The organism is Bacillus sp. VA15 (genome assembly GCF_055721145.1).
On sequence record NZ_JBVQPQ010000007.1, the window covers coordinates 152,606 to 176,502 of the forward strand.

Sequence of the window (23,897 nt, forward strand, 5' to 3'; positions counted from 1 at the left end):
ATAAGACCAGTTACCTAGCATTATATTTTGAAAAAAATCAAAGTACAAGACTTTTTGACAAAATTGTCAAAATCTTTTGGCGTCCCCCAAAACAGAGTATAATAGATCGTAAACAGCCAGACCTACAAGTTACGGGGTGAATTGCATTGAAATACAAACAGATTAAAACAAAGAAAATATATGAAGAAGTGGCGGATGCACTATTAGATATGATCAAAAACGGCGAATTGAAGCCAGGAGATAAATTAGACTCCGTTCAAGCGCTTTCCGAAAGCTTTCAAGTCAGCCGCTCAGCAGTTCGTGAAGCACTTTCCGCGCTAAAAGCGATGGGACTTGTCGAAATGAAACAGGGAGAAGGCACATACCTGAAGGAATTTGAGCTCAATCAAATTTCTCAGCCGCTCTCAGCCGCTCTTCTTATGAAAAAAGAGGACGTCAAGCAGCTGCTTGAGGTCAGAAAACTGCTTGAAATCGGCGTGGCGTCATTAGCTGCTGAAAAAAGGACAGAAGCTGATCTCGAAAGAATTCATGCTGCGTTAAAGGAAATGGGCAGCATTGAAACGGACGGGGAGCTGGGCGAGAAAGCAGACTTCGCATTTCATCTGGCGTTAGCTGACGCTTCCCAAAATGAACTTCTTAAACACTTGATGAACCATGTGTCATCATTGCTGCTGGAAACGATGAGAGAAACACGGAAAATCTGGCTGTTTTCCAAGAAGACCTCAGTTCAGCGGCTGTATGAGGAGCATGAACGGATTTACAAGGCCGTGGCATCACAGGATGGAGCACAGGCAGAAGCCGCCATGCTGGCGCATTTAACGAATGTGGAAGATGTTCTTTCGGGATATTTCGAGGAAAATGTGCAATAACCAACTCATTTCCCGGGCAATTCCGCAAGTGCCGCATGTACGGACAACCGAGACTGAGCCGCAAATGGTTCAGTCTTTTTACATGATGCAGGAAGAGCTTGTTGACATTTGCGGAAAAGGGAGTAAAATATTTTACTAAAATGAACAACGAGCTGAATAATGGAGGCAGATACAATGGCGACAATTAAGGATATCGCGCAGGAAGCGGGATTTTCAATTTCAACCGTTTCCCGCGTTTTAAATAACGATGAAAGCCTGTCTGTTCCTGATGAGACACGGGAGAAAATCTATGAAGCGGCTGAAAAGCTCAATTACCGCAAGAAAACAGTGAGGCCGCTAGTGAAACATATTGCGTTTTTATATTGGCTGACCGATAAAGAAGAATTAGAAGATGTCTATTTTAAAACAATGAGATTAGAAGTAGAGAAATTGGCGAAAACCTTCAATGTCGACATGACAACTTATAAAATATCGGATGGCATCGAAAGCATCCCTGAACATACGGAAGGGTTTATAGCTGTCGGGACATTTTCTGATGAAGAGCTGGCTTTCCTCAGAAATCTCACTGAAAACGGCGTCTTTATCGATTCAACTCCTGATCCCGATCATTTTGACTCGGTAAGGCCTGATTTAGCTCAAATGACAAAGAAGACGGTAAACATCCTGAGCGAGAAAGGGCATAAAAGAATTGGTTTTATCGGCGGCACATACAAAAATCCGAACACCAATCAGGATGAAATGGACATCCGTGAACAAACCTTCAGATCCTATATGAGGGAAAAAGGCATGCTGGACGAGCGTTATATTTTCTGTCATCGCGGGTTTTCTGTAGAAAACGGCTACCGCCTGATGACAACAGCGATCGATACATTAGGCGATCAGCTTCCGACTGCTTTCTTGATCGCAGCGGACCCGATTGCAGTAGGCTGTCTGCAAGCCCTGAACGAAAAAGGAATTCCCATACCGAACAGGGTAAGCGTAGTAAGCATCAACAACATCAGCTTCGCAAAGTATGTCTCGCCCCCTCTGACGACGTTTCATATTGATATACATGAATTATGTAAAAATGCCGTTGAAATGCTGCTTGAACAAGTGCAGGACAAGAGAAGAACGGTAAAAACATTATATGTGGGTGCGGAATTAATCGTCAGAAAGAGTATGAATTAAGAATGGCTTAGGAGACTAAGTCATTTTTTATTTAGGTAAAAAAATTTACCGATGGGAGTAAATAGTTTGTTTACACATTTTCTCAGTCGTGCTATATTGTTTTTAAAGCGCTTTCATTCATAACGAAAGGGTGACAATTAATGAAAATGGCAAAAAAGTATTTCGCACTCATGCTCTGCGCGGCTGTCAGTTTATCCTTGGCGGCTTGCGGCCCAAAGGAAAGCAGCAGCGCCAAATCAAGTTCAAAAGGGTCGGAGCTTGTCGTGTGGGAGGATAAGGAAAAGAGCATCGGCATTAAAGACGCCGTGGCTGCGTTTGAAAAAGAGCATGATGTGAAGGTCAAAGTTGTTGAAAAACCATATGCCAAGCAGATTGAAGATTTGCGGATGGACGGACCGGCCGGCACGGGTCCTGACGTGTTAACAATGCCAGGTGACCAAATCGGAACGGCTGTCACAGAAGGATTACTCAAGGAATTACATGTCGAAAAGAACGTTCAATCGCTTTATACTGACGCTTCCATTCAATCTCAAATGGTAGATCAAAAGCTTTATGGGCTGCCTAAAGCGGTCGAAACGACAGTGCTTTTTTACAACAAAGATCTCATTTCAGAAAAGGAATTGCCACAAACGCTGGAAGAGTGGTACGACTATTCTAAAAAGACTGCTGATGGAAGCAAGTTTGGCTTTTTAGCCCTGTTCGATCAAATTTATTATGCGGAAAGTGTGATGAGCGGGTACGGTGGATACATTTTCGGAAAGGACAAAGACGGCAGCTATAACCCGTCAGATATCGGGATCAATAATGAAGGCGCTGTCAAAGGTGCGGCGCTAATTCAGAAGTTTTACAAAGGTGGCTTATTCCCTGCCGGCATTATTGGAGAACAAGGGATTAATGTGTTGGAATCGCTGTTCACAGAAGGAAAAGCCGCCGCGATTATCTCAGGTCCGTGGAATGTAGAAGCCTTTTCGAAAGCAGGAATCAATTATGGCATAACGAAACTGCCGGAGCTGGAAAATGGCAAAAACATGAGTGCCTTTATCGGTGTCAAAAGCTACAACGTCAGTGCATTTTCAAAGAATGCGGAGCTGGCGCAAGAATTGGCTGTTTTCCTGGCAAACGAAAAAAATTCTAAAACACGATATGAACAAACGAAAGAAGTCCCAGCTGTGAAATCCTTAGCCGATGACCCAGCTATTATGAAAAGCGAGGCGGCACGGGCTGTTACTGAACAATCCCGCTTCTCAGAGCTGACGCCAAATATTCCGGAAATGAATGAAATATGGACGCCGGCTGATTCGGCATTGCAGACGGTTGCAACAGGAAAAGCGGATCCGAAACAAGCATTGGATCAAGCTGCTGAAACGGCCAGAGGACAAATCAAGGCAAAGCACAGCGGAAAATAAAGAGAAAGCTAGATTTGTATTGTAAGAGAGGTGAAAACGGTGCAGCATCGTCAAATCGCTTTGTTGCTGTCAATCATCCCGGGGCTCGGGCAATTTTATAACAAGCAATGGATAAAAGGTTTTGTCTTTCTTTTCTTAGGCGCATCGTTTTTTGCAGTCTTTGGAGATCTGCTCAATATGGGGTTTTGGGGGATTTTTACATTAGGAACAGAAGTGCCGCGGGATAATTCCGTGTTTCTGCTGGCGGAAGGGATTATCGCTGTAATCGTAACCTGCTTTGGCCTTGCGGTGTATTATGTGAATCTTCGCGATGCGTTTCAAAGCGGAAAACAGCGCGATGAAAACAAGCCATTGAGCTCTCTCAAGGAACAATACCAACATATTATTTCTCATGGCTATCCTTATGTCGTCAGCGGTCCATCTTTGTTTATATTAATTTTCGCCGTAATCTTCCCCATCTTATTCAGCTTTGCATTAGCGTTTACAAACTATGATTTGTATCATTCTCCTCCTGCTAAATTAATTGATTGGGTCGGTTTTCAAACCTTCTCAAACATTTTCACAGTTGATATTTGGAGGTCGACTTTTTTTGATGTGCTGGCTTGGACGGTGGTTTGGACACTTGCCGCATCCACACTGCAAGTCAGTTTAGGGATTTTTCTCGCGATTATTGTCAATCAGAAAGACATTCGTTTTAAACGCTTTTTCAGGACGATTCTCATTTTGCCATGGGCCGTTCCCGGATTCGTTACGATTTTAATTTTTGTAGGGCTGTTTAATGATAGCTTCGGTGCGATGAATCACGATATCTTGGCTTTCTTCGGCATAGAGCCTCTTCCATGGATGACAGATGCCAATTGGTCGAGACTTGCGCTGATTCTTATGCAGGGCTGGCTCGGGTTTCCGTACATCTTTCTCGTCTCAACAGGCGTCTTGCAGTCCATCCCGGACGATCTGTATGAAGCAGCCACGATTGATGGCGCTTCAGTCTTCGCAAAGCTGAGATACATTACGCTTCCAATGGTGTTCATTGCCATGGCTCCGATTATCATTACTCAGTTCACGTTTAATTTTAATAACTTTAATATTATCTATCTATTCAATGGAGGCGGCCCGGCTGTAACCGGATCAACTGCCGGCGGGACAGATATCCTTGTTTCGTGGATTTATAAATTGACAATGCAGTCAAGCCAATATTCACTCGCCGCAGCTTTAACCATTTTATTATCTGTGTTTGTCATCTCCATCGCTTTGTGGCAGTTCAGACAGACGAAGTCTTTTAAAGAGGAGGCATGAGGCATGTTGGCAGATATGAAGATCAGAAAATATATCCGTCTCCTTCTCTCTTACTTGTTGTTAACCTGTATGGCGGTCATCATTGTTTATCCTCTCCTTTGGACGGCAGGCGCAAGTTTTAACCCCGGCAATAGCTTGATCAGTACATCCATCATTCCGAAGCATCCGACATTCGACCATTACAAGGAATTATTTGCGGGCAAAGAAAGCCTTCAATATGTGCAGTGGTATATCAACTCAATGAAGATCAGCCTGTTTACGATGACGGGGTCTTTAATCTGTGTGACGTTTACGGCCTATGCATTTTCACGCTTTCGATTTAAAGGGAGAAAATACGCTTTAACCCTCTTTTTATTGCTGCAAATGATTCCTCAGTTTTCGGCTTTAATTGCCTTGTTTGTATTGGCGCAAATCTTAGGAATGATCAATAGCCACTGGCTGTTAATCTTGCTTTATATCGGAGGGCTGATCCCGATGAATACGTATTTGATGAAAGGGTACATGGATTCCATTCCGATGGATTTAGACGAAAGCGCCAAGATTGACGGGGCCAGCAGCACAAGAATCTTCTTCCAGATCATTTTGCCATTATCAAAACCGATGGCGGCAGTGGTCGCCATGAACGGCTTTACCGGCCCGCTCGGAGATTTTGTACTGTCCTCAACGATATTGAGAACGCCTGAATCATATACATTGCCCGTAGGTCTATTCAATTTAGTGAATGATGTTATGGGGGCCAGCTATACGACATTTGCAGCTGGAGCCCTGCTTATCAGCATACCGGTTGCCGTCATCTTTATCATGCTGCAAAAGAATTTTGTGTCCGGGTTAACCGCGGGGGGAACAAAAGGTTAAGAGATTAAGGAGGAGAATATGATGTCAAAGCTTGAAAAAACGCACGTAACAGGGGCAAAATTTATGCTTCACGGAGGAGACTACAATCCTGATCAATGGCTGGATCGCCCTGATATTTTAGCCGATGATATCAAGCTGATGAAGCTTTCTCATACGAATACGTTTTCTGTCGGCATTTTTGCATGGAGCGCGCTTGAGCCAGAGGAGGGCGTATACCAATTTGAATGGCTGGACGATATTTTTGAACGGATTCACAGCATAGGCGGCAGGGTCATATTAGCAACACCAAGCGGAGCTCGTCCTGCCTGGCTGTCGCAAACCTATCCTGAAGTTTTGCGCGTCAATGCCTCCCGTGTCAAACAGCTTCACGGCGGAAGGCACAACCACTGCCTCACATCTAAAGTCTACCGTGAAAAAACACGTCACATCAATCGGTTACTAGCAGAACGATACGGCAATCATCCTGCGCTGTTAATGTGGCATATTTCAAATGAATACGGAGGAGAGTGCCACTGCGATCTATGCCAGCATGCTTTCAGGGAGTGGCTGAAATCGAAATATGACAACAGCCTCAAGGCATTGAACCATGCGTGGTGGACTCCTTTTTGGAGCCACACATTCAATGACTGGTCACAAATTGAAAGCCCTTCGCCGATCGGTGAAAACGGCTTACACGGCCTGAACTTAGACTGGCGCCGGTTCGTCACAGATCAAACGATTTCGTTTTATGAAAATGAAATCATTCCGCTGAAAGAACTGACGCCTGATATCCCTATCACAACGAACTTTATGGCTGACACACCGGATTTGATTCCGTATCAGGGCCTAGACTACAGCAAATTTGCGAAGCATGTCGATGTCATCAGCTGGGACGCTTATCCGGTCTGGCACAATGACTGGGAAAGCACAGCTGATTTGGCGATGAAGGTCGGCTTTATCAATGACCTGTACCGGAGCCTGAAGCAGCAGCCTTTCTTATTAATGGAGTGTACGCCAAGCGCGGTCAATTGGCATAACGTCAACAAGGCGAAGCGCCCGGGCATGAATCTGCTGTCGTCCATGCAAATGATTGCCCACGGTTCGGACAGCGTTCTCTATTTCCAATACCGCAAATCGCGCGGATCATCAGAAAAATTGCACGGGGCAATAGTAGATCATGACAATAGCCCGAAGAACCGGGTCTTTCAAGAAGTGGCCAAAACCGGCGAAACATTAGAACGGCTGTCCGAGGTTGTCGGAACGAAGAGGCCCGCTGAAACGGCTATTTTATATGACTGGGAAAATCACTGGGCGCTCGAGGATGCTCAGGGGTTTGCGAAGGCGACAAAACGTTATGCGCAAACGCTTCAGCAGCATTACCGCACGTTCTGGGAACACGATATCCCTGTCGACGTCATCACAAAAGAACAGGATTTTTCACCATATAAACTGTTGATCGTCCCGATGCTATATTTAATCAGCGAAGACACCATTTCCCGTTTGAAAACGTTTACGGCTAACGGCGGCGCCTTAGTCATGACATATATCAGCGGGATTGTAAATGAGCATGATTTAACGTATACAGGAGGATGGCATCCGGATTTGCAAGCTATTTTCGGAATTGAGCCTCTTGAAACCGACACGCTGTATCCGAAGGATCGAAATGCTGTCAGCTATCGCAGCCAAACATATGAAATGAAGGACTATGCAACCGTGATCGATGTCAAGACCGCATCAGCAGAAGCGGTGTATCAAGAAGATTTTTACGCGCGTACGCCAGCGGTGACAAGCCATCAATATCAACAGGGCAAGGCGTATTTTATCGGTGCGCGTTTGGAGGATCAATTTCACCGGGATTTTTATGAAGGGCTCATCACAGACCTGTCTCTTTCTCCTGTTTTTCCGGTTCGGCATGGAAAAGGTGTCTCCGTACAAGCGAGGCAGGATCAGGATAATGATTATATTTTTGTCATGAATTTTACGGAAGAAAAGCAGCTCGTCACGTTTGATCACAGTGTGAAGGATATGATGACAGGAGACATATTATCAGGTGACCTGACGCTGGAAAAATATGAAGTCAGAATTGTCGTAAATACACATTAGGCTGATGCTCCGCTCGATACGGGCGGATTCTTTTTCTAGCATATTTGAAAAACGCTTACTTTAGAGTGAGGGGTGGAATCATGAGGGGCAGAGTGAAAATGTTCTTTGCGGCTGCCATCGTGTGGAGTGCATTCAGTTCTACGGGAAATGCCGCTTCCATTGAGGAGCAGAAACATGTGCCTGAGCTTCGGACAGATGATCTTTTCGTTAAAAAAGTAGAGGGTATGAACAAGGACTTTATCAAAGGGGCAGATGTGTCCAGTGTTATTGCTTTAGAAAACAGCGGAGTCACCTTTTACAATACTAGAGGTAAACGCCAGGACATTTTTACAACCTTAAAACAAGCTGGCATCAACTATATTCGCGTCCGAATCTGGAATGACCCGTATGATTCAAATGGCAATGGGTATGGAGGGGGGAACAATGATGTTCAAAAAGCCATCGAAATCGGAAAAAGAGCCACAGCGAATGGAATGAAGGTGCTGGTCGACTTTCATTATTCTGATTTCTGGGCCGATCCTGCGAAACAGAAGGTACCCAAAGCTTGGGCGAATCTCAGCTTTGAAGCTAAAAAAACAAAGCTCTATGAGTATACGAAACAAAGCCTGCAAAAGATGATCAAGGAAGGCGTCGACATTGGCATGGTTCAGGTCGGAAATGAAACGACAGGGGCATTTGCAGGTGAAACCGATTGGGCGAAAATGAGCCAATTATTTAATGAAGGAAGCCGCGCGGTCAGGGAGACAGACCCAGGTATTTTGGTCGCGCTGCATTTTACCAATCCTGAAACGGCAGGAAGGTATTCATTTATTGCAGAAACACTCAGCAAAAACAAAGTGGATTATGATGTGTTTGCCAGCTCGTATTATCCTTTCTGGCACGGCACATTACAGAATTTGACCTCCGTGCTGAAGGCTGTTTCCGATACGTACGGCAAAAAAGTCATGGTGGCGGAGACATCATACACCTATACCGCTGAGGATGGCGATGGGCATGAAAATACAGCGCCAAAAAGCGGGCAGACGCTGCCATATCCAATTTCCGTTCAAGGCCAGGCGGATGCGATAAGAGATGTGATGCAGGCCGTAGCGAATACAGGCACGGCGGGACTTGGCGTTTTCTATTGGGAGCCTGCGTGGACTCCAGTCGGGCCGAAAACACAGGTAGAGAAAAACAAAGTGCTGTGGGACACATACGGGTCAGGCTGGGCCTCCAGCTATGCTGCTGAATATGACCCTGAAGATGCTGGGAAGTGGTATGGGGGAAGTGCTGTGGATAACCAAGCTTTGTTTGATGTTAACGGACACCCGCTGCCTTCCTTGCAGGTGTTTCAATATGCGGAGTCAGGCCATACCCCGAAGAAGCGCTGAAACATAAAAATCCATGAGATGTACTATCTCATGGATCATTTTATTTTAAATCAACTAATATAAAACATTCGTCATCACTTTTATGATGGGCTTCCTTATGATGATGCAGTGATGTAAGGATTTTCTCTTTCAGGTCAGCAATAGGCAAATCGGGATGATCCTTTAATAAATCAAATAAATAACATGAAGCTGTAGGGTCCATCACGCCATCCGTATATAGAAGGAGCCTTCCGCCCTCCGTGTAGGGAAGGCTGCTAGAATGAAACACCGTGTCTTCAAACATCCCGATCGGAGGCGCGGTTGCGTGCAGCGGATTTTGGGTTCCGCCGGCGCCCTGCCATAATGCTGGCGGATGTCCTGCGTTGACATAATCAATTTTTTGCCGGGCTGTATCAATCTCAAGATAAATGGCAGTACAATAATGTCTTGCTTCCTCATCATTTTGAAACAAGCTGTGGAGGTGGCGGTCTAATTCCTTCATGACTTTGACGGGGCTGAGACCTTGCGTGATCTGGCGCTGGAACAAAGGATGAAGAGACATCGTAATCAATGCAGATGAAATCCCGTGCCCCATCACATCAAGAATAATAATGCCGTAACGATGTTCATCAATTTGATAAAATCCGTATAGATCACCTGATAACTCACTGGATGCTTTGTAATAAGCGTCAATCTGAATCTGATCGTTTACAATCGGTTCAGTCAACGAGTTTTCTTGGATCTTTCTGGCGAGCTCAAGCTCTCTTTTGGTGTTTAATTTAAATTGCTGATTTTGTTTGTTGGTCTCAAGGAGTTCTTCTTGTTTGGCCTTCAGCGTTCCCAAGGCAATTTCTAACTCCGCATTGGCTTTCTGCTTGGCAAGCAAAGCTTCCTGGGCCGCGTTTTTGGCCATCAGCAGCTCATTTTCATATTCATTTCGCTTCCGCATCGGAATCAGAACACACTCGGTGACAGTTCCTCCGCTATCAGTTCTTACAACAGCATTGACAAGGACGGGAATTTCTTCTCCATCTCTTGTCCTCAGGGAAATGTATATTTCTTCAATGTGATGCTCCAGCTTCAAAAGCGGAACAAAATAAAGCTGGTAGAAAAGCTGTGCGGAAACGGTCAAAATTGTATCCATATGCTGGCCGATAACTTGTTCCTGCTCATAATTCAGAATGTTAAGCAGGGTACGGTTGACTGCTACTATCGAACCCTCTTCTGACAAAGTGAGGAAACCGCATGGTGCATCATTCAATTGTTTGTCCATTAAGAGGGTCACCTCTATCCCTTTCGTTCCTATATCACACGTATACTTTCAAATAATCGCTGATCAGCTGTATCGTCTCTTCCGGATGGCTCATGTGGGGGCAATGACCGCGTGCCTCCATTTGTTTCAGTCTGCTATAAGGGAGGTGCTTATGCATATACTCACCTACTGCTGCCGGTGCGATGATATCATCTGCACATTGGAGAATAAGAGAGGGAACCGTCACCTTCGAAAGGTCCCCCCGGTGATCAGAAAAAAACGAGGCCTTCGCGAACTGGCGGGCAATCACAGGATCAGTAGAACAAAAACGGCTTTCAAGTTCTTCCTTGATTTCAGGCCGATCTGGCTGATTCAGAACGGTTGCCGCAAATACAGTAGTCCAACCTATATAATTTTTCTCCATCATCTCCAGCAAACCAAGGAGCTGCTCCTCCTCAAATCCTCCGAAATACTCAGGCGGATCATTCAAATAGCAAGGAGAAGGTCCCACCATCACGATATGGGAAAACAGCTCCGGGCGGCGGATCGAAGCTAGCATGCCAATTACAGCCCCAACAGAGTGCCCCACAAACACGGTTTCTCCCAGATCTAAAGCTTCACAAACATCAAGAACATCTTGGGCATAGCCGTCAAGTGTCCCGTAACGATTCAGGTCATATGCGCGTAAATCCGAATTCCCCGAACCGACGTAATCAAATAAAATGACCTGATGTTCTTCTTCGAAGGCCGGCGCCACGGCATTCCACACACTTTGATCGCAGCCAAAGCCAGGTGCAAAAATGATAGATGTTTTGCCGCTTCCCTTCACCTTCACATCATTTCGAGACAAAATCGCTTCGTTCATGATTGGCTCCTTTCAGCCGGAAAGTAAAATAAAGTTCAATATGTATATCATAACACTCGCCGTTCCAAGAGTGTGTCTTTCTATGAAAGTAAATAGCAGTTTAAAAGAAAGGGGACATCAGGCATAGGCAAGCTGGATGAATTGGAAGAGGTAGAGGATGGTTGGTCTAGGGATCGGCAGTAAGAAAGAATATGACATTTGTCACTCTGATATCATGACACCCCATACTAACGTCATCTTCTCCGTCATTTTACAATCAATGTAAGCCATCAGGAGGTGCTCATGTGATGAATGAGATTGTATCAGTAAGCAATACGACAAAACATTTTCAGCAAAAAACAGCTGTAAACAACATCAGCTTCAGTATGAAAAAAGGAGAAATTGCAGCTATTCTTGGACCGAATGGGGCAGGGAAGACGACCGTCATCTCCATGATCCTAGGATTGCTGAAACCGAGTAAGGGAGAAATCAAACTATTTAACCGGGTTCCCGATGATCAACAGGTTCGCGAAAAAATAGGCGTGATGCTGCAGGAAGTGAGTGTCATGCCGGGTCTGAAGGTGAGTGAAATCCTCGAACTCTTCCGAAGCTATTATCCGAATCCATTGTCCATGAAAGAACTCGTTTCGTTAACAGCACTCACAAAAGAAGATTTGAAAACAAGAGCAGAAAAATTATCCGGCGGACAAAAACGCCGTTTGAGCTTTGCTTTGGCTCTTGCCGGGAACCCGGAGCTGCTGATATTCGATGAACCGACAGTCGGGATGGACACTTCATCAAGACATCGATTCTGGCAGACCATTCATGGACTGGCGGACCAAGGAAAAACGATTATATTTTCAACTCATTATTTACAGGAAGCAGATGATGCCGCACAGCGAATCTTATTTTTTGCTGACGGGCGCCTTGTAGCTGACGACTCGCCAATGCAAATCCGCTCAAGGATTCAAAAACAGTCTGTTTCCTTTACGTTACATTCAGATGAATCCTTGGAAAGGCTGTCTCGTCATCCGGAAGTTGAGCGGGTGATCCACAAGCATAAGAGAACCATCATCCAAACATCAAATACAGACAAAGTGTTAGCGCTGATCTTTCAAGAAAACATACATGCACGCGATATCCGGATTGAGCAAGGAACGCTCGATGAGGCATTTCGCCAGCTGGCTGACGGAAACAGGGAGGCGATGTGAGTGAACATGCTGCAGAAACAAAGCATAGCTGAAATGAAAAGGGTGCTTAGGAATAAGTACTTTGTGCTTTGGTCGCTGATGATGCCGATTGCCTTTTATTATCTCTTTACCAATGTAGTGAATACCAACGTACCTGATCAACGTGCATGGGACGCCCATTACTTAATGTCGATGACAGTCTTCAGTGTGATGGGATCCTCTATCATGACGCTTGGAATCCGTATGGTTCAAGAGCGGTCACAAGGCTGGACAGCTTTTATCCGCATTACGCCTCTTCCGGATCATATCTATTTATCAGCTCAGATGATCGGCCAAAGTGTGATTCACGTTTTATCCATTACCGTCATTTTTCTGTTCGGCGCAATTATCAATGACATTGCCTTGTCACCGTTTGAATGGATCATGAGCGGACTATGGATTTTGTTTGGCGCATTGCCGTTTTTAGCGTTAGGTACACTCATCGGCCTCATGAGAAAAGTAGAAACAGCAGCCGGAATCAGTAATGTGCTTTACATGCTGCTCGCTTTAGGCGGGGGCATGTGGATGCCGTTTGAGGTCATGCCTGATATGATGCAAAACATTGGCCGGTGGCTTCCATCCTATCATTTCGGGAGCGGAGCGTGGGAACTTGTCCGAGGCGGGAGTCCAACCTGGAAAAATATTCTGGTATTAATCGCTTATTTGATGCTCTTCATGCTACTATCTAAATATATAAGAAGAAAACAAGAAGCGGTGTAATACATGAAACTCTTAACATCCATATTCCCTAGGCAATTCGGGTTTTTCCCTTATATCTTTCTGGTGTATACCATCATGCCGTTTCTTACTTTATTGAGAGAATCAGGCATCAAACAGATGATTGGATATGGCATGCTGATCTTTTTTGTCATGGCATATCGCCAGTTGTTCTGCAGTGTGGACAGAGCTTCGTTTACGTATTGGCTTATCGTGCAAATGGCGGTTATTTTTATCTATAGTGTGTTTTACAATATCACCTATATCTATTTAGGTTTTTTCCCGGCAAACTTTGTTGGTTATTACAAAGAGAAAACAAAGTTTAACCGTGCGTTCTGCGGTTTAATCTTTATGCTGCTATTCCCTTGTTTTTATCAATTACTTGCGAATTCGGTCTCGCTCCGGGAGCTTTTTTCTGTTCTCCCGTTTCTCGTTATCATGCTCATTTCTCCATTTGGAATCCGTTCTTTGTTTCGGAGAATTGAACTCGAAACCAAGCTTGCCCAAGCCAACGAACAGATAAAAGAACTCTCCAAAAGGGAGGAGCGCGTTCGAATCGCCCGTGATCTTCACGATACTCTCGGCCATACTCTGTCGCTGCTTACATTAAAAAGCCAGCTGATTCAGCGGCTGGCAACATCTGATCCAGAACGGACCCGGCTTGAAGCAAAAGAAATGGAAACAAGTTCACGAGCCGCACTCAAGCAAGTTCGTGAGCTGGTTTCTGATATGAGAACAGTCACGATGACGGAGGAGCTCGCCAACATTCAGCATATATTAAGAACGGGGAACATTACCTTTCAATACGAAGGGGACGAAGACTTTTCAGCAATATCTCCCGTCACTCAAAATATTATTAGCATGTGTATGCGGGAAGCCGTGACCAATATCATCAAGCACAGCAATGCCACCCACTGCGCCATCACCATTACCCAGTTCGCTGACAAAATGAGGATTGTCATACGGGATGACGGAAAGGGAGCGGCGAAGGAAAAAATGTTTGGGAATGGCCTGCGGGGAATGGAAGAACGGCTCATGCTCATTGAAGGGGGATTAACGCTTTCAGCTCATAACGGAACAGTTGTGACACTGACAGTTCCCCTTATAAAAAAGCGAGAATGATAGGAGGACGAAAAGAATGATTCGTCTGTTTATTGCTGAGGACCAGCGAATGCTGTTAGGCGCTTTGGGATCTCTGCTTGATTTAGAAGAGGATATGACAGTCATCGGACAAGCATTAAATGGGGAAGAGGCGTTAAAAGCCATTTTGAAGCTGGAGCCGGATGTATGCATTATGGACATTGAAATGCCGGTTCGAAGCGGGCTGGATGTGGCAGAGGAATTAATGCAAAAAGGCTGCGGCAGCAAGGTTATTATTTTAACCACCTTTGCCCGCCCAGGATATTTTGAACGCGCCGTCAAAGCCGGCGTACATGGTTATCTGCTGAAAGACGGCGAAATTGACGATCTGGCCGACGCTATCCGAAAGTGTGTAAAGGGAAAACGAGTCTTCAGCCCGGAGCTGACGTTTAATATGATGCGAGACGAAAATCCGCTTACTGTAAGAGAGCAAGAAATTCTGCGTCTGGCGGCTTTAGGCAAGACAACAAAAGATATTACGCTGGAACTCTATTTATCTCAAGGCACAGTCCGAAACTATATATCAGAAATCATCCAAAAGCTCGATGCGAAAAATCGGACAGAAGCAGCCAGCATTGCTGAGGAAAAAGGATGGATTTAATGTAGACCTGGTTATTTATAGCCAGGTTTTTTTGTTTATCTGGTTATTTATGGTTGAAATATTCAGTACGACTGTATATTATGGAACTATACAGTTGTACTGAATATGGAGGCCGATATATGAATGAAAATAAGCATTTGCCGCTGACTGAGACTGTTTACTATGTACTTTTATCTTTGTTACATCCTGCTCACGGCTACATCATTATGAAAAATATTGAAGATCTTAGCGGCGGAAGAGTTAAAATGGCGCCTGGAACTCTTTATGGCGCAATCGAAAACTTATTGAAGCATCAATTGATAGAGCCTTATCCAAGTGAAGACCGCCGCAGAAAAACATATATCATCACTGAACTTGGAAGAAGTGTATTAAGGAAGGACATGGAGAGAATGGAGCGGCTGGTTGAGATAACAAGGCAGGAGTTAAATAAAAAGGGGGAGGCCATATGAAGAAATACAGATATTTTACGGACATAGACTGTGAGGAACAGTGGCTCAATAAGATGGCAGATAAGGGGTACGGATTGAAAGGAAAGGGGTTTTTTTCCTATCGGTTTGCAGACGAAGCAACGTCAGACCCTTCTATCGTCAAAATAGACTATCGCACCTTTAAACATCCGGAGGATTTTACTGATTATCGCACTCTATTTGAAGACAGCGGATGGAAGCATCTTTTCAGTTCACAAGGCCTGCATTATTTTAGAAAAGAGAACTCCAGTGCATCAGACGATATTTTTTCTGATGCAGAATCCAGAGCTGGAAGATACAAACGCTTATTTCAAGCGTACTTTGCACTTTCATTTATATTCTTATCCTTCATCCTGACTCTCTTTACTGCCAATGCTTTGAATACTGATTTATTTATCTGTCCCCAGAGTTTGTATTATACGCCGGGACTGTGGGATAAGACCGGAGCAACTTTTATCGGGTCCTTTTTGTTTGAAACACCTTTTGCACTGATGAGAGGGGGAGCGGGATGGATTGTTCTCCTCAGCGCTCTTAGCTTCTTATATCTATTTGTGAAAACATATAAAAAGTACAGGAAGTGCCTGTATGACCATTAAAAAGTGTATTGCACCATGAACGTCTGTCCAGTGAAACAGGCGTTTTTTATTGCAGGAATGTATAGAAAACCCTTCCCTTCCATTATCAGAATAGTGTACGATATTCATATAGTTATTTTAACTCAGGTCATCAGATGACCTGATCATATATTGGGGATGAGAGAGGGGTTCATCATGAAAGTCTCACTTTTTGTCACTTGTCTTGTTGATATGTTTCAAACAAATGTCGGAAAAGCAACAGTTGAGCTGCTGGAGCGCCTTGGGTGTGAGGTTGATTTTCCGGAGGGGCAGATCTGCTGCGGGCAGCCGGCTTACAACAGCGGCTATGTGAATGACGCCAAAAAAGCAATGAAACGGATGATCGAAACGTTTCAGGATTCCGAATATGTCGTCAGCCCTTCCGGTTCCTGCACGACGATGTTCCGGGAGTATCCGCACCTGTTTCAGGATGATCCGAAATGGGCAGACAAAGCGCAAAAGCTTGCCGATAAAACGTATGAACTGACGGATTTTATCGTGAACGTCCTTGGGATAGAGGATGTCGGCGCGACCCTTCATACAAAAGCAACCTTACATACGTCGTGCCATATGACAAGGCTGCTCGGGGTTCGGGAGGAGCCAATGAAGCTTCTGAGCCATGTGAAGGGCCTAGAATTCACAGCGCTTCCGGGCAAACATAACTGCTGCGGATTCGGAGGAACGTTCTCCGTCAAAATGGCGCAGATCTCTGAGCAGATGGTCGATGAAAAAGTCGCATGCGTGGAGGAAACGGGAGCAGAGGTGCTGATCGGTGCTGACTGCGGCTGTTTGATGAATATCGGGGGACGGCTTGATCGTAAAGACAAGAATGTCAAAGTGATGCACATCGCCGAAGTGCTCAACAGCAGATAAAACTGGATTCAGAGGGGGAAAGGATCATGGCGATGAAAATCGGTACTGACGCTTTTAAAGAGCGGGTATCACAGGGGATCGATAATGAATTTATGAGAGGCGCTGTTTCGGGGGCGCAGGAGCGTTTGCGGACACGGCGCCTTGAAGCAGCCGAAGAGCTGGGTAACTGGGAGGAGTGGCGCTCGCTATCAGAGGAAATCAGGCAGCATGTCCTTGAAAACCTCGATTTCTATCTCGGCCAGCTAGCCGAAAATGTGGCGAAAAGAGGGGGGCATGTCTATTTCGCGGAAACAGCGGAAGAGGCATCTTCTTATATTCGCGATGTCATTCAAAAGAAGAATGGGAAGAAAATCGTAAAATCAAAATCAATGGTCACAGAGGAAATCAATCTGAATGAGGTGCTGGAACAGGAAGGCTGCGAAGTCGTCGAAACCGACCTCGGCGAGTATATTTTGCAGATTGATGATCATGATCCGCCTTCACATATCGTAGCGCCCGCCCTTCATAAAAATAAAGAACAGATACGCGATGTATTTAAAGAAAGGCTGGACTATCAACATACAGAAAAACCGGAAGAGCTAGTGATGCATGCGCGCGCCATCCTCCGGGAAAAATTTCTGGAGGCGGATATCGGCATTACCGGCTGTAACTTCGCCATTGCTGATACGGGTTCTGTCAGCCTTGTGACCAATGAAGGAAATGGACGGCTTGTGAGCACCTTGCCGAAAACGCAAATCACTGTGATGGGAATGGAGCGGATTGTCCCGTCATTTTCTGAATTTGAAGTCCTTGTCAGCATGCTGACAAGAAGCGCTGTCGGACAGCGGCTGACAAGTTATATTACGGCTTTGACAGGACCGAAGCTGGAAGGGGAAGTGGACGGGCCGGAGGAATTCCATCTTGTCATTGTTGACAATGGCCGGTCCAATATTCTCGGAACGGAATTCCAATCCGTGCTGCAATGTATCCGCTGTGCAGCTTGTATCAATGTCTGCCCTGTGTATCGCCATGTCGGCGGACACTCATACGGCTCCATCTATTCGGGGCCGATCGGAGCGGTTTTATCGCCGTTGCTCGGAGGTTATGACGATTTTAAGGAGCTGCCGTACGCGTCTACATTGTGCGCGGCTTGTTCTGAAGCCTGTCCGGTCAAAATTCCGCTTCATGAGCTGCTTCTCAAGCATCGCCAGAACATCGTCGAAAAAGAAGGCAGAGCACCGATCAGTGAAAAGCTTGCGATGAAAGCGTTCGGGCTTGGCGCGTCCTCTTTGTCGCTTTATAAAATGGGCTCAAAATGGGCGCCAGCCGCCATGACGCCTTTTACAGAGGACGAAAAAATTTCGAAAGGGCCGGGCCCGCTCAAAAGCTGGACACAGATCCGCGATTTCCCGGCACCGCATAAATCGAGATTCAGAGATTGGTTTACGGACAGAGAAACAAGTGAACGCACGAAGGAGGAGCAGTGATGACGAAGGGAAACGTTCAGAATCAGGAGAGCTTTTTAAACCGAATCGCATCACGCCTGGGCCGTGAAAGAAGAACAGGGGGCGTGGCAGTCCCTGAGTGGGCTCATCAGCCGCAATATCAAACACTTAAAGGATATTCAGCGGATGACTTAGTCACAGTCCTCAAAAACCATTGCGTCAAAATCCATACAGAGCTGATTGAAACGGATTCAACCGGCCTTTACGATGCCCTCCGCGAGCAGGTCAGCCGGTTTTCCGGAGGCCCTGTCATCATTCCGAAGGACCCCCGCTTTGAAGAATATGGACTAAAAAGCTTGCTCACCAAGGACTGGCCGGGCGAAGGAACGCCGGTCTGGGAGTGGGATGCTGACAAAGGCGAAGAAAATATCAAAAAAGCGGAGCAAGCCAATGTAGGGATCACATTCAGTGAAATCACACTGGCTGAGTCGGGGACGGTTGTCCTCTTTTCCTCAAAAGACATCGGCCGGTCTGTCAGCCTTCTGCCGACGACCTATATTGCGATTGTCCCGAAATCAAGCATCGTGCCAAGAATGACGCAAGCCAGTGAAATCATCCGTCAAAACATTGCGGACGGCGTCACTGTTCCTTCATGCATCAACTACATTACCGGACCGAGTAACTCAGCCGACATCGAAATGGATTTGGTCGTCGGGGTGCACGGACCTGTAAAAGCCGCATACATTCTCGTTTCTGACCGTTGATTTTAAAAGCCCGGCATATGCCGGGCTTTCTGCTTGAAAAAAACTTCAACTATCCAATTTTTTGGCCGATGAGAAGAGTATGACTTGAAAAAGGAGGAAGTGCGATGAAAAAATGGCTGATTATAGCTGTTTCACTGGCGATTGCGATCGTGCTGTTTATGTATACACAAACAGAAGCGAAGGCAGCCGGCGTAACATTAGGCTACACGACTGGGGATACGGCCTCATACAATTCTCTAACGAAGTATCATACATACATGAATGCCATCGCTACAGATACGTTTGCGTTTGAAAAAAACGGACAAGTCATTGGCGATGCCGCAAGCAAGCAGCTGACATATGCGAAAAAGAAAAAAATCAAGACCTGGGCTGTGATTTCAAACTATAATGACGACATTTACGATTTTGACGGAGATTTAGCGAGTCGAGTCATGAGTAATAAAACAGCGAAAAAACGATTCACAGATCAGCTAATAGCACTGGCTAAAAAGCACTCATACTACGGTATCAATATCGATATTGAAGCAGTGAATCCAGAAGACCGATCCAAATACTCACGCTTCATTCAAGATGTCTCACAGGCTCTGAAAAAGAAACAGATCAAAACAATGGTTTCTGTTCCGGCCAAAAGCGCAGATGATCAAAACGATGAATGGAGCTGGCCGTATGATTATGCGAAAATCGGTAAATATGCCGACTACGTACAAGTCATGACTTACGACGAACACGGCATTTGGGGCGAGCCGGGCTCAGTGGCAAGCACAAGCTGGATCAAAAGCTCTCTGCAGTTTTCGGTTAAAAAAATCAAAGCCAATAAAGTCATCATGGGAATCCCGGCGTACGGCTATGACTGGGATATGAAAGACGGCAGCGGGAGCACAATGTGGGAATGGAATGAACTCAAGTCCCTCATCAAAAAGCAAAAAGCAAAGCCGGCATTCAACAAAAAGTCAGGTTCGATGACGTTTTCTTACGTTGACAAAAAGAAGCATAAACATGTCGTGTGGTATGAAAACGAAAAAACCATTCAAACGAAAAGCCACCTGGCAAAGCAATATAAAATAGCAGGTGTCTCAGTCTACGCATTAGGAAACGAGTCAGAATCCTTTTGGAAAGCCATTCAAAAAGGGACAAAATAACAGTTTCTTTTTTTCTGAAGTTATTGACAGGGAAAAGAGAAGCACGTATATTATGTTAATATATTCAGATCGTAAAATTTAAGTTTTTCAGAAAACTAAAACACATAGATTGGGAGCAGTAAAAGAAAGTGATCAGAACAGAGAGCTGCGGGATGGTGCGACGCAGCCTGATTCTTCTTTGAACTCGCCCGGGAGTGGTAAGACGAAACGGAATAGATTGAATATTCCCCATGTTTTAACGGCTAACCTTCGTTACAGGTCAAAAGCTGGATTCTTCATGAAGAATCAACAAGAGTGGTACCGCGGTCAGCCGAAGGCTCGTCGTCTCTTTATCTATTAGATTAGATAGGAGACGGCGGGCTTTTTTGTTTTTGAAAATGAGAAGGAGAGGTACAAGAGGATGAAAAAGGACAATCAGACGTTAAAACGCACGATGACGTCCCGCCATATTATGATGATGGCGCTGGGCGGAGCAATCGGCGCAGGTTTATTCAAAGGGAGCAGCTCAGCGATTGATGTGGCAGGGCCATCTGTCATTATCGCTTACCTGCTCGGCGGCATTATTTTGCTGTTTATTATGCAGGGGCTCGCGGAAATGGCTGTGCGCAATCGAAACGCCAGAACCTTCCGGGATCTTGTTCAACAGGTATTAGGAAATTACGCTGCTTATTTCTTGGATTGGATATACTGGAAAATGTGGGTGCTTAACATTGCGGCTGAAGCTGTTGTGGCTGCGATCTTTATCCAATATTGGCTGCCGGGCTGTCCGATCTGGGTTTTGGCATTAGGGATTTCTCTTATCGTCACGATTGTAAACTTGCTTTCTGTTAAAATCTTCGCCGAAACCGAATATTGGCTGGCAATGATCAAGATTACTGTTATTATTCTCTTTATTATATTAGGATTGTTGCTCTTATTTGTATCATTCGGTGATCATACAGCTGCCGGGTTTTCAAACCTGACAGAGCACGGCGGATTTTTCCCGCACGGCGGCACAGGGCTGATTACGGCGATGCTTGTCGTGATCTACTCTTACGGCGGTACAGAAATTATCGGTGTAACGCTTGCTGAAACAAAGAATCCGGAAAAGGTTGTCCCGAAAGCTGTCCGAAGCACACTGACACGGATTGTCGCGTTCTACCTGCTGCCGTTTTTCATCATCGTCAGCCTGATTCCATGGAATCAAGTCAATTCCGTTCCGGAAAGTCCTTTCGTTATGGTCTTTAAAATGGTAGGTATTCCGGGCGCGGATCATATTATGAACGCAGTCATCCTGCTGGCGATCATTTCTTCTATGAATTCAGGTTTATACGGATCATCACGCATTTTATATACACAGGCTACTGACGGAAGGCTTCCGAAGATCTTTTCGAAGCTTTCATCGAAAAACGTGCCGATGTTTGCGATTCTGATGTGCACCTCCTCTCTCTATATTGGCGTATTGATTTCTCTGTTCGCAGGAAGCCAAACGTTTAATTACTTAATGGGATCATTGGGGTATACCGTTTTATTCATTTGGCTGATCATCGGATTCGCTCATTTGAAATCGAGAAAAGAGCAAACAGAAACACCGGCCTATTATGTAAAATGGTTCCCGTACACCACATGGTTTGCGATTCTGGCGTTACTCGCCATTCTGATCGGGGTCATCCTGACAACGTCAATTGTCATTACCAGCATTACTGCGGCGATCTACCTTTTGATTACAGTTGTATATTTGGTCAAAGGATGCAAGCATCAGTAAATAAGGAACCCTCTTGTCACATCCGACAAGAGGGTTTTTATTATTGTGCAGCCTTCTTCTTTACACAGATCGCCGCTGCTTTTTGTGCTTTTGATTTTGAATTCACGAGGCAGATGCTCGTCACAATCAGCAGCAGACCCGCCAATAGGCTATAGGTGAGCGGTTCATGCAGGAAAATAGAGCTGGCCACGATCGAAATGAGCGGAATCAAAAAAGTATAGGAAGCGACCTTGCTTGCTTCTCCTGAACCGACAAGTGTAAAAAAGATAAGCCAACCGAGTGCGATAACGAATACAGAGATGAACAGCAGGCTCGTGATAAACGGAGCTGTCCATTGGATCGCAGAAAAGCTTTCTGTCCAAAGGCCGGATATAAGCAGAAACACGCTGCCGATCGTCAGCTGCAAGGCGACCATCCAGATGGAATCGACACGACTGCCTGTTTTTTTCATATATACTGTTCCGAGCGCCCAGCTGAGTGCGGAGCCGAGAGCCAGCAGAACCCCAATAACAGAAATATGCCCGCCAAAGCCTGCGGCACTAATGACAGCTACTCCTGCAAAACCGAGGATCAGCCCGATTACTTTCATGGCAAACATGGATTCGCCGAGCCACACCCAAGAAAACACGCCCATCAGAACCGGCTGAAAAAAGACGATCGCGGAAAACAGGCCCGCTGGAAGGTAGTTCAGCCCGATCGTTTGGAGGCCGTAGAATAGCGTAATATTTAAAAGTGCAGAAATAAGATAAATCGGCCACGTTTCTTTTAAGCGCAATTTATGAATACGCGGCAGTGCGACAATGACTAATAAAAGCCCGCCGATCAGCGTCCGGATGCCCGCGAACAACAATGGCGGCGAATAGGCGAGCGCTGCTTTTGACAGCGGCCAATTGATGCCCCACATGATGACGAGAAAGGCGAGCAGGAGCGCTGTCCGCGTTTTTGAGAGCTGTTTCACTTTTCAATCACTCCTTGTAGAACTTTTCCATTATGATACTGTAGAATATAAGATAAATAAAATGAATCTTTTTTATAAGGAGCATAAGTAAATTGTTATGACCATTACACAATTAAGGGTTTTCGTGAAAATTGCTGAAACGGGAAGCTTTACAAAAGCGGGGCAGGCGCTGAACATGACACAGCCGGCTGTCAGCCATGCGATTTCCGCGATTGAAGCTGAGCTTGATGTGAAGCTGATCATTCGTGACCGCCGCAATGGCCTGATGCTGACCGAGACGGGGAAAAAAATCTTAGTCCACATCAGGGAAGTCTTAAAAGGCATTGAAAAAGTTGAGCAAGTCGCAGCCGCGGAAAAAGGGCTTGAACTGGGAACGATCCATATCGGCACATTCTCAACTGCCTCGGCTTATTTTATGCCGAAGCTGATCAGTGAGTTTAAACAAAAATATCCGAAACTGGAGCTCGTGCTGCACGAGGGAAGTGTAAATGAAGTCAAGGAGTGGCTTCACACACGGATGATAGATGTCGGCATTCTTCTGTATCCAACAGAGGAGATGGAATACATTCGGCTGAAAAAAGACAAAATGACCGTCGTGCTCAGGGACGATCATCCGCTTTGCAGCCGTTCGGCTATTACGCTGAAAGATCTCGACCGTGAACCGATGATCGTCTGTGACGGCGGCTATGAATCGCCTTTTATCGATATGTTCAGGCAGGCGGGCGCTACGCTTCACGCCGCTTTCACAGTCTATAACATGAACACCTCGGTCAATATGATCAGAGAAGGATTGGGCCTGGCGATTTTATCAGAAATGTCCATGTCGGGCATGCCGCTGCCAGAGCATGTGGTGACGCGGGATTTGGACCCGCAGGTGTACCGTGATGTGCAGCTTGCTGTTCCATCACTGAAGGAGGCTTCTCTGGCGGCTAAGCTATTCATTGATATGGCGCAGGAATTGTTTGGTGCAGAATAACGGTGCCAACCCGTTCGTTTTATATTGTTCGAATTTCATCGAATCAAATTCTTTTATTCCTGATTGCAGTTGTGTTATGGTGTGAGAGAAGTCCTTTCGATCATGACTTGACAGCTTGAGGCTGTTTACTG

22 protein-coding genes and 1 other annotated feature are annotated in these 23,897 nt (G+C 45.5%); of the genes, 19 read left to right on the top strand and 3 right to left on the bottom strand.

Going from position 1 to position 23,897, the window contains the following annotated elements:
• Positions 1-146 precede the first annotated feature (146 nt).
• From lutR to AC0DBE_RS17370, 7 genes are all read left to right on the top strand, one after another.
• On the top strand, positions 147-869 hold the full coding sequence (lutR, locus tag AC0DBE_RS17340) for an L-lactate utilization/bacilysin biosynthesis transcriptional regulator LutR (protein ID WP_061187893.1): 723 nt from the start codon (positions 147-149) through the stop codon (positions 867-869).
• 174 nt (positions 870-1,043) lie between these two features.
• Entirely contained in the window at positions 1,044-2,036 is a 993-nt protein-coding gene (gene ganR, locus AC0DBE_RS17345; RefSeq protein ID WP_014115229.1) for a galactan degradation operon transcriptional regulator GanR, read from the top strand.
• A gap of 140 nt (positions 2,037-2,176) precedes the next feature.
• The gene (gene ganS, locus AC0DBE_RS17350) at positions 2,177-3,442 is read left to right on the top strand and encodes an arabinogalactan oligomer ABC transporter substrate-binding protein GanS (RefSeq protein ID WP_472963025.1); all 1,266 of its coding nucleotides are present in this window, start codon (positions 2,177-2,179) and stop codon (positions 3,440-3,442) included.
• 39 nt (positions 3,443-3,481) lie between these two features.
• Positions 3,482-4,738 carry an arabinogalactan oligomer ABC transporter permease GanP gene (gene ganP, locus AC0DBE_RS17355; RefSeq protein WP_472963027.1) on the top strand — a complete coding sequence of 419 codons (1,257 nt, stop codon included), beginning with the start codon at positions 3,482-3,484 and terminating at the stop codon, positions 4,736-4,738.
• 3 nt (positions 4,739-4,741) lie between these two features.
• Entirely contained in the window at positions 4,742-5,593 is an 852-nt protein-coding gene (ganQ, locus tag AC0DBE_RS17360; protein ID WP_472963029.1) for an arabinogalactan oligomer ABC transporter permease GanQ, read from the top strand.
• A gap of 18 nt (positions 5,594-5,611) precedes the next feature.
• A complete protein-coding gene (ganA, locus tag AC0DBE_RS17365) occupies positions 5,612-7,675 on the top strand; it encodes a beta-galactosidase GanA (protein ID WP_014115225.1) in 2,064 nt (687 codons plus the stop codon).
• 80 nt (positions 7,676-7,755) lie between these two features.
• Entirely contained in the window at positions 7,756-9,045 is a 1,290-nt protein-coding gene (locus AC0DBE_RS17370; RefSeq protein WP_472963031.1) for an arabinogalactan endo-1,4-beta-galactosidase, read from the top strand.
• Positions 9,046-9,085: 40 nt separating this feature from the next.
• On the opposite strand, the gene AC0DBE_RS17375 is transcribed toward AC0DBE_RS17370, so the two are convergent.
• Together AC0DBE_RS17375 and AC0DBE_RS17380 are read right to left on the bottom strand one after the other, a co-directional pair.
• Complete coding sequence (locus AC0DBE_RS17375; protein WP_332606806.1) at positions 9,086-10,297, bottom strand: PP2C family protein-serine/threonine phosphatase; 1,212 nt, start codon at positions 10,295-10,297, stop codon at positions 9,086-9,088.
• 34 nt (positions 10,298-10,331) lie between these two features.
• Positions 10,332-11,141, bottom strand: coding sequence for an alpha/beta fold hydrolase (locus tag AC0DBE_RS17380; RefSeq protein ID WP_472963033.1), 810 nt, complete (start codon positions 11,139-11,141; stop codon positions 10,332-10,334).
• Positions 11,142-11,425: 284 nt separating this feature from the next.
• Here AC0DBE_RS17380 and AC0DBE_RS17385 point away from each other — a divergent pair, with 284 nt between their 5' ends.
• The 11 genes from AC0DBE_RS17385 to AC0DBE_RS17435 all read left to right on the top strand — a co-directional run bounded on the left by AC0DBE_RS17385 (position 11,426) and on the right by AC0DBE_RS17435 (position 21,832).
• Complete coding sequence (locus tag AC0DBE_RS17385) at positions 11,426-12,331, top strand: ABC transporter ATP-binding protein (RefSeq protein ID WP_072565282.1); 906 nt, start codon at positions 11,426-11,428, stop codon at positions 12,329-12,331.
• Positions 12,332-13,069, top strand: coding sequence for an ABC transporter permease (locus tag AC0DBE_RS17390; RefSeq protein ID WP_003219923.1), 738 nt, complete (start codon positions 12,332-12,334; stop codon positions 13,067-13,069).
• A gap of 3 nt (positions 13,070-13,072) precedes the next feature.
• The gene (locus tag AC0DBE_RS17395) at positions 13,073-14,188 is read left to right on the top strand and encodes a sensor histidine kinase (RefSeq protein WP_326200448.1); all 1,116 of its coding nucleotides are present in this window, start codon (positions 13,073-13,075) and stop codon (positions 14,186-14,188) included.
• Between the two features lie 16 nt (positions 14,189-14,204).
• Entirely contained in the window at positions 14,205-14,807 is a 603-nt protein-coding gene (yvfU, locus tag AC0DBE_RS17400; RefSeq protein ID WP_014115219.1) for a two-component system response regulator YvfU, read from the top strand.
• A 119-nt stretch (positions 14,808-14,926) separates the two neighbouring features.
• Positions 14,927-15,256: a PadR family transcriptional regulator gene (locus AC0DBE_RS17405; RefSeq protein WP_014115218.1), complete on the top strand. Its 330-nt coding sequence runs from the start codon at positions 14,927-14,929 to the stop codon at positions 15,254-15,256.
• Positions 15,253-15,870, top strand: coding sequence for a DUF2812 domain-containing protein (locus AC0DBE_RS17410; protein ID WP_472963037.1), 618 nt, complete (start codon positions 15,253-15,255; stop codon positions 15,868-15,870). The genes AC0DBE_RS17405 and AC0DBE_RS17410 overlap by 4 nt, the downstream gene beginning before the upstream one ends.
• 174 nt (positions 15,871-16,044) lie before the next feature.
• The gene (gene lutA / locus AC0DBE_RS17415; protein WP_061187904.1) at positions 16,045-16,761 is read left to right on the top strand and encodes a lactate utilization iron-sulfur protein LutA; all 717 of its coding nucleotides are present in this window, start codon (positions 16,045-16,047) and stop codon (positions 16,759-16,761) included.
• Between the two features lie 26 nt (positions 16,762-16,787).
• Positions 16,788-18,227 carry a lactate utilization iron-sulfur protein LutB gene (lutB, locus tag AC0DBE_RS17420; protein WP_014115214.1) on the top strand — a complete coding sequence of 480 codons (1,440 nt, stop codon included), beginning with the start codon at positions 16,788-16,790 and terminating at the stop codon, positions 18,225-18,227.
• Entirely contained in the window at positions 18,227-18,949 is a 723-nt protein-coding gene (lutC, locus tag AC0DBE_RS17425) for a lactate utilization protein LutC (protein ID WP_014115213.1), read from the top strand. The genes lutB and lutC overlap by 1 nt, the downstream gene beginning before the upstream one ends.
• Before the next feature lie 104 nt (positions 18,950-19,053).
• A complete protein-coding gene (locus AC0DBE_RS17430; protein ID WP_472963040.1) occupies positions 19,054-20,088 on the top strand; it encodes a glycosyl hydrolase family 18 protein in 1,035 nt (344 codons plus the stop codon).
• Between the two features lie 96 nt (positions 20,089-20,184).
• Positions 20,185-20,420, top strand: a binding site (T-box leader).
• Between the two features lie 68 nt (positions 20,421-20,488).
• The gene (locus AC0DBE_RS17435) at positions 20,489-21,832 is read left to right on the top strand and encodes an amino acid permease (protein ID WP_242734265.1); all 1,344 of its coding nucleotides are present in this window, start codon (positions 20,489-20,491) and stop codon (positions 21,830-21,832) included.
• Between the two features lie 40 nt (positions 21,833-21,872).
• Here the strand turns inward: AC0DBE_RS17435 and AC0DBE_RS17440 are convergent, their stop codons facing one another.
• Complete coding sequence (locus tag AC0DBE_RS17440) at positions 21,873-22,790, bottom strand: DMT family transporter (RefSeq protein WP_061187906.1); 918 nt, start codon at positions 22,788-22,790, stop codon at positions 21,873-21,875.
• A gap of 97 nt (positions 22,791-22,887) precedes the next feature.
• Here AC0DBE_RS17440 and AC0DBE_RS17445 point away from each other — a divergent pair, with 97 nt between their 5' ends.
• Positions 22,888-23,766, top strand: a complete 879-nt coding sequence (locus tag AC0DBE_RS17445; protein ID WP_472963043.1) for a LysR family transcriptional regulator — start codon at positions 22,888-22,890, stop codon at positions 23,764-23,766.
• Positions 23,767-23,897: the final 131 nt, after the last annotated feature.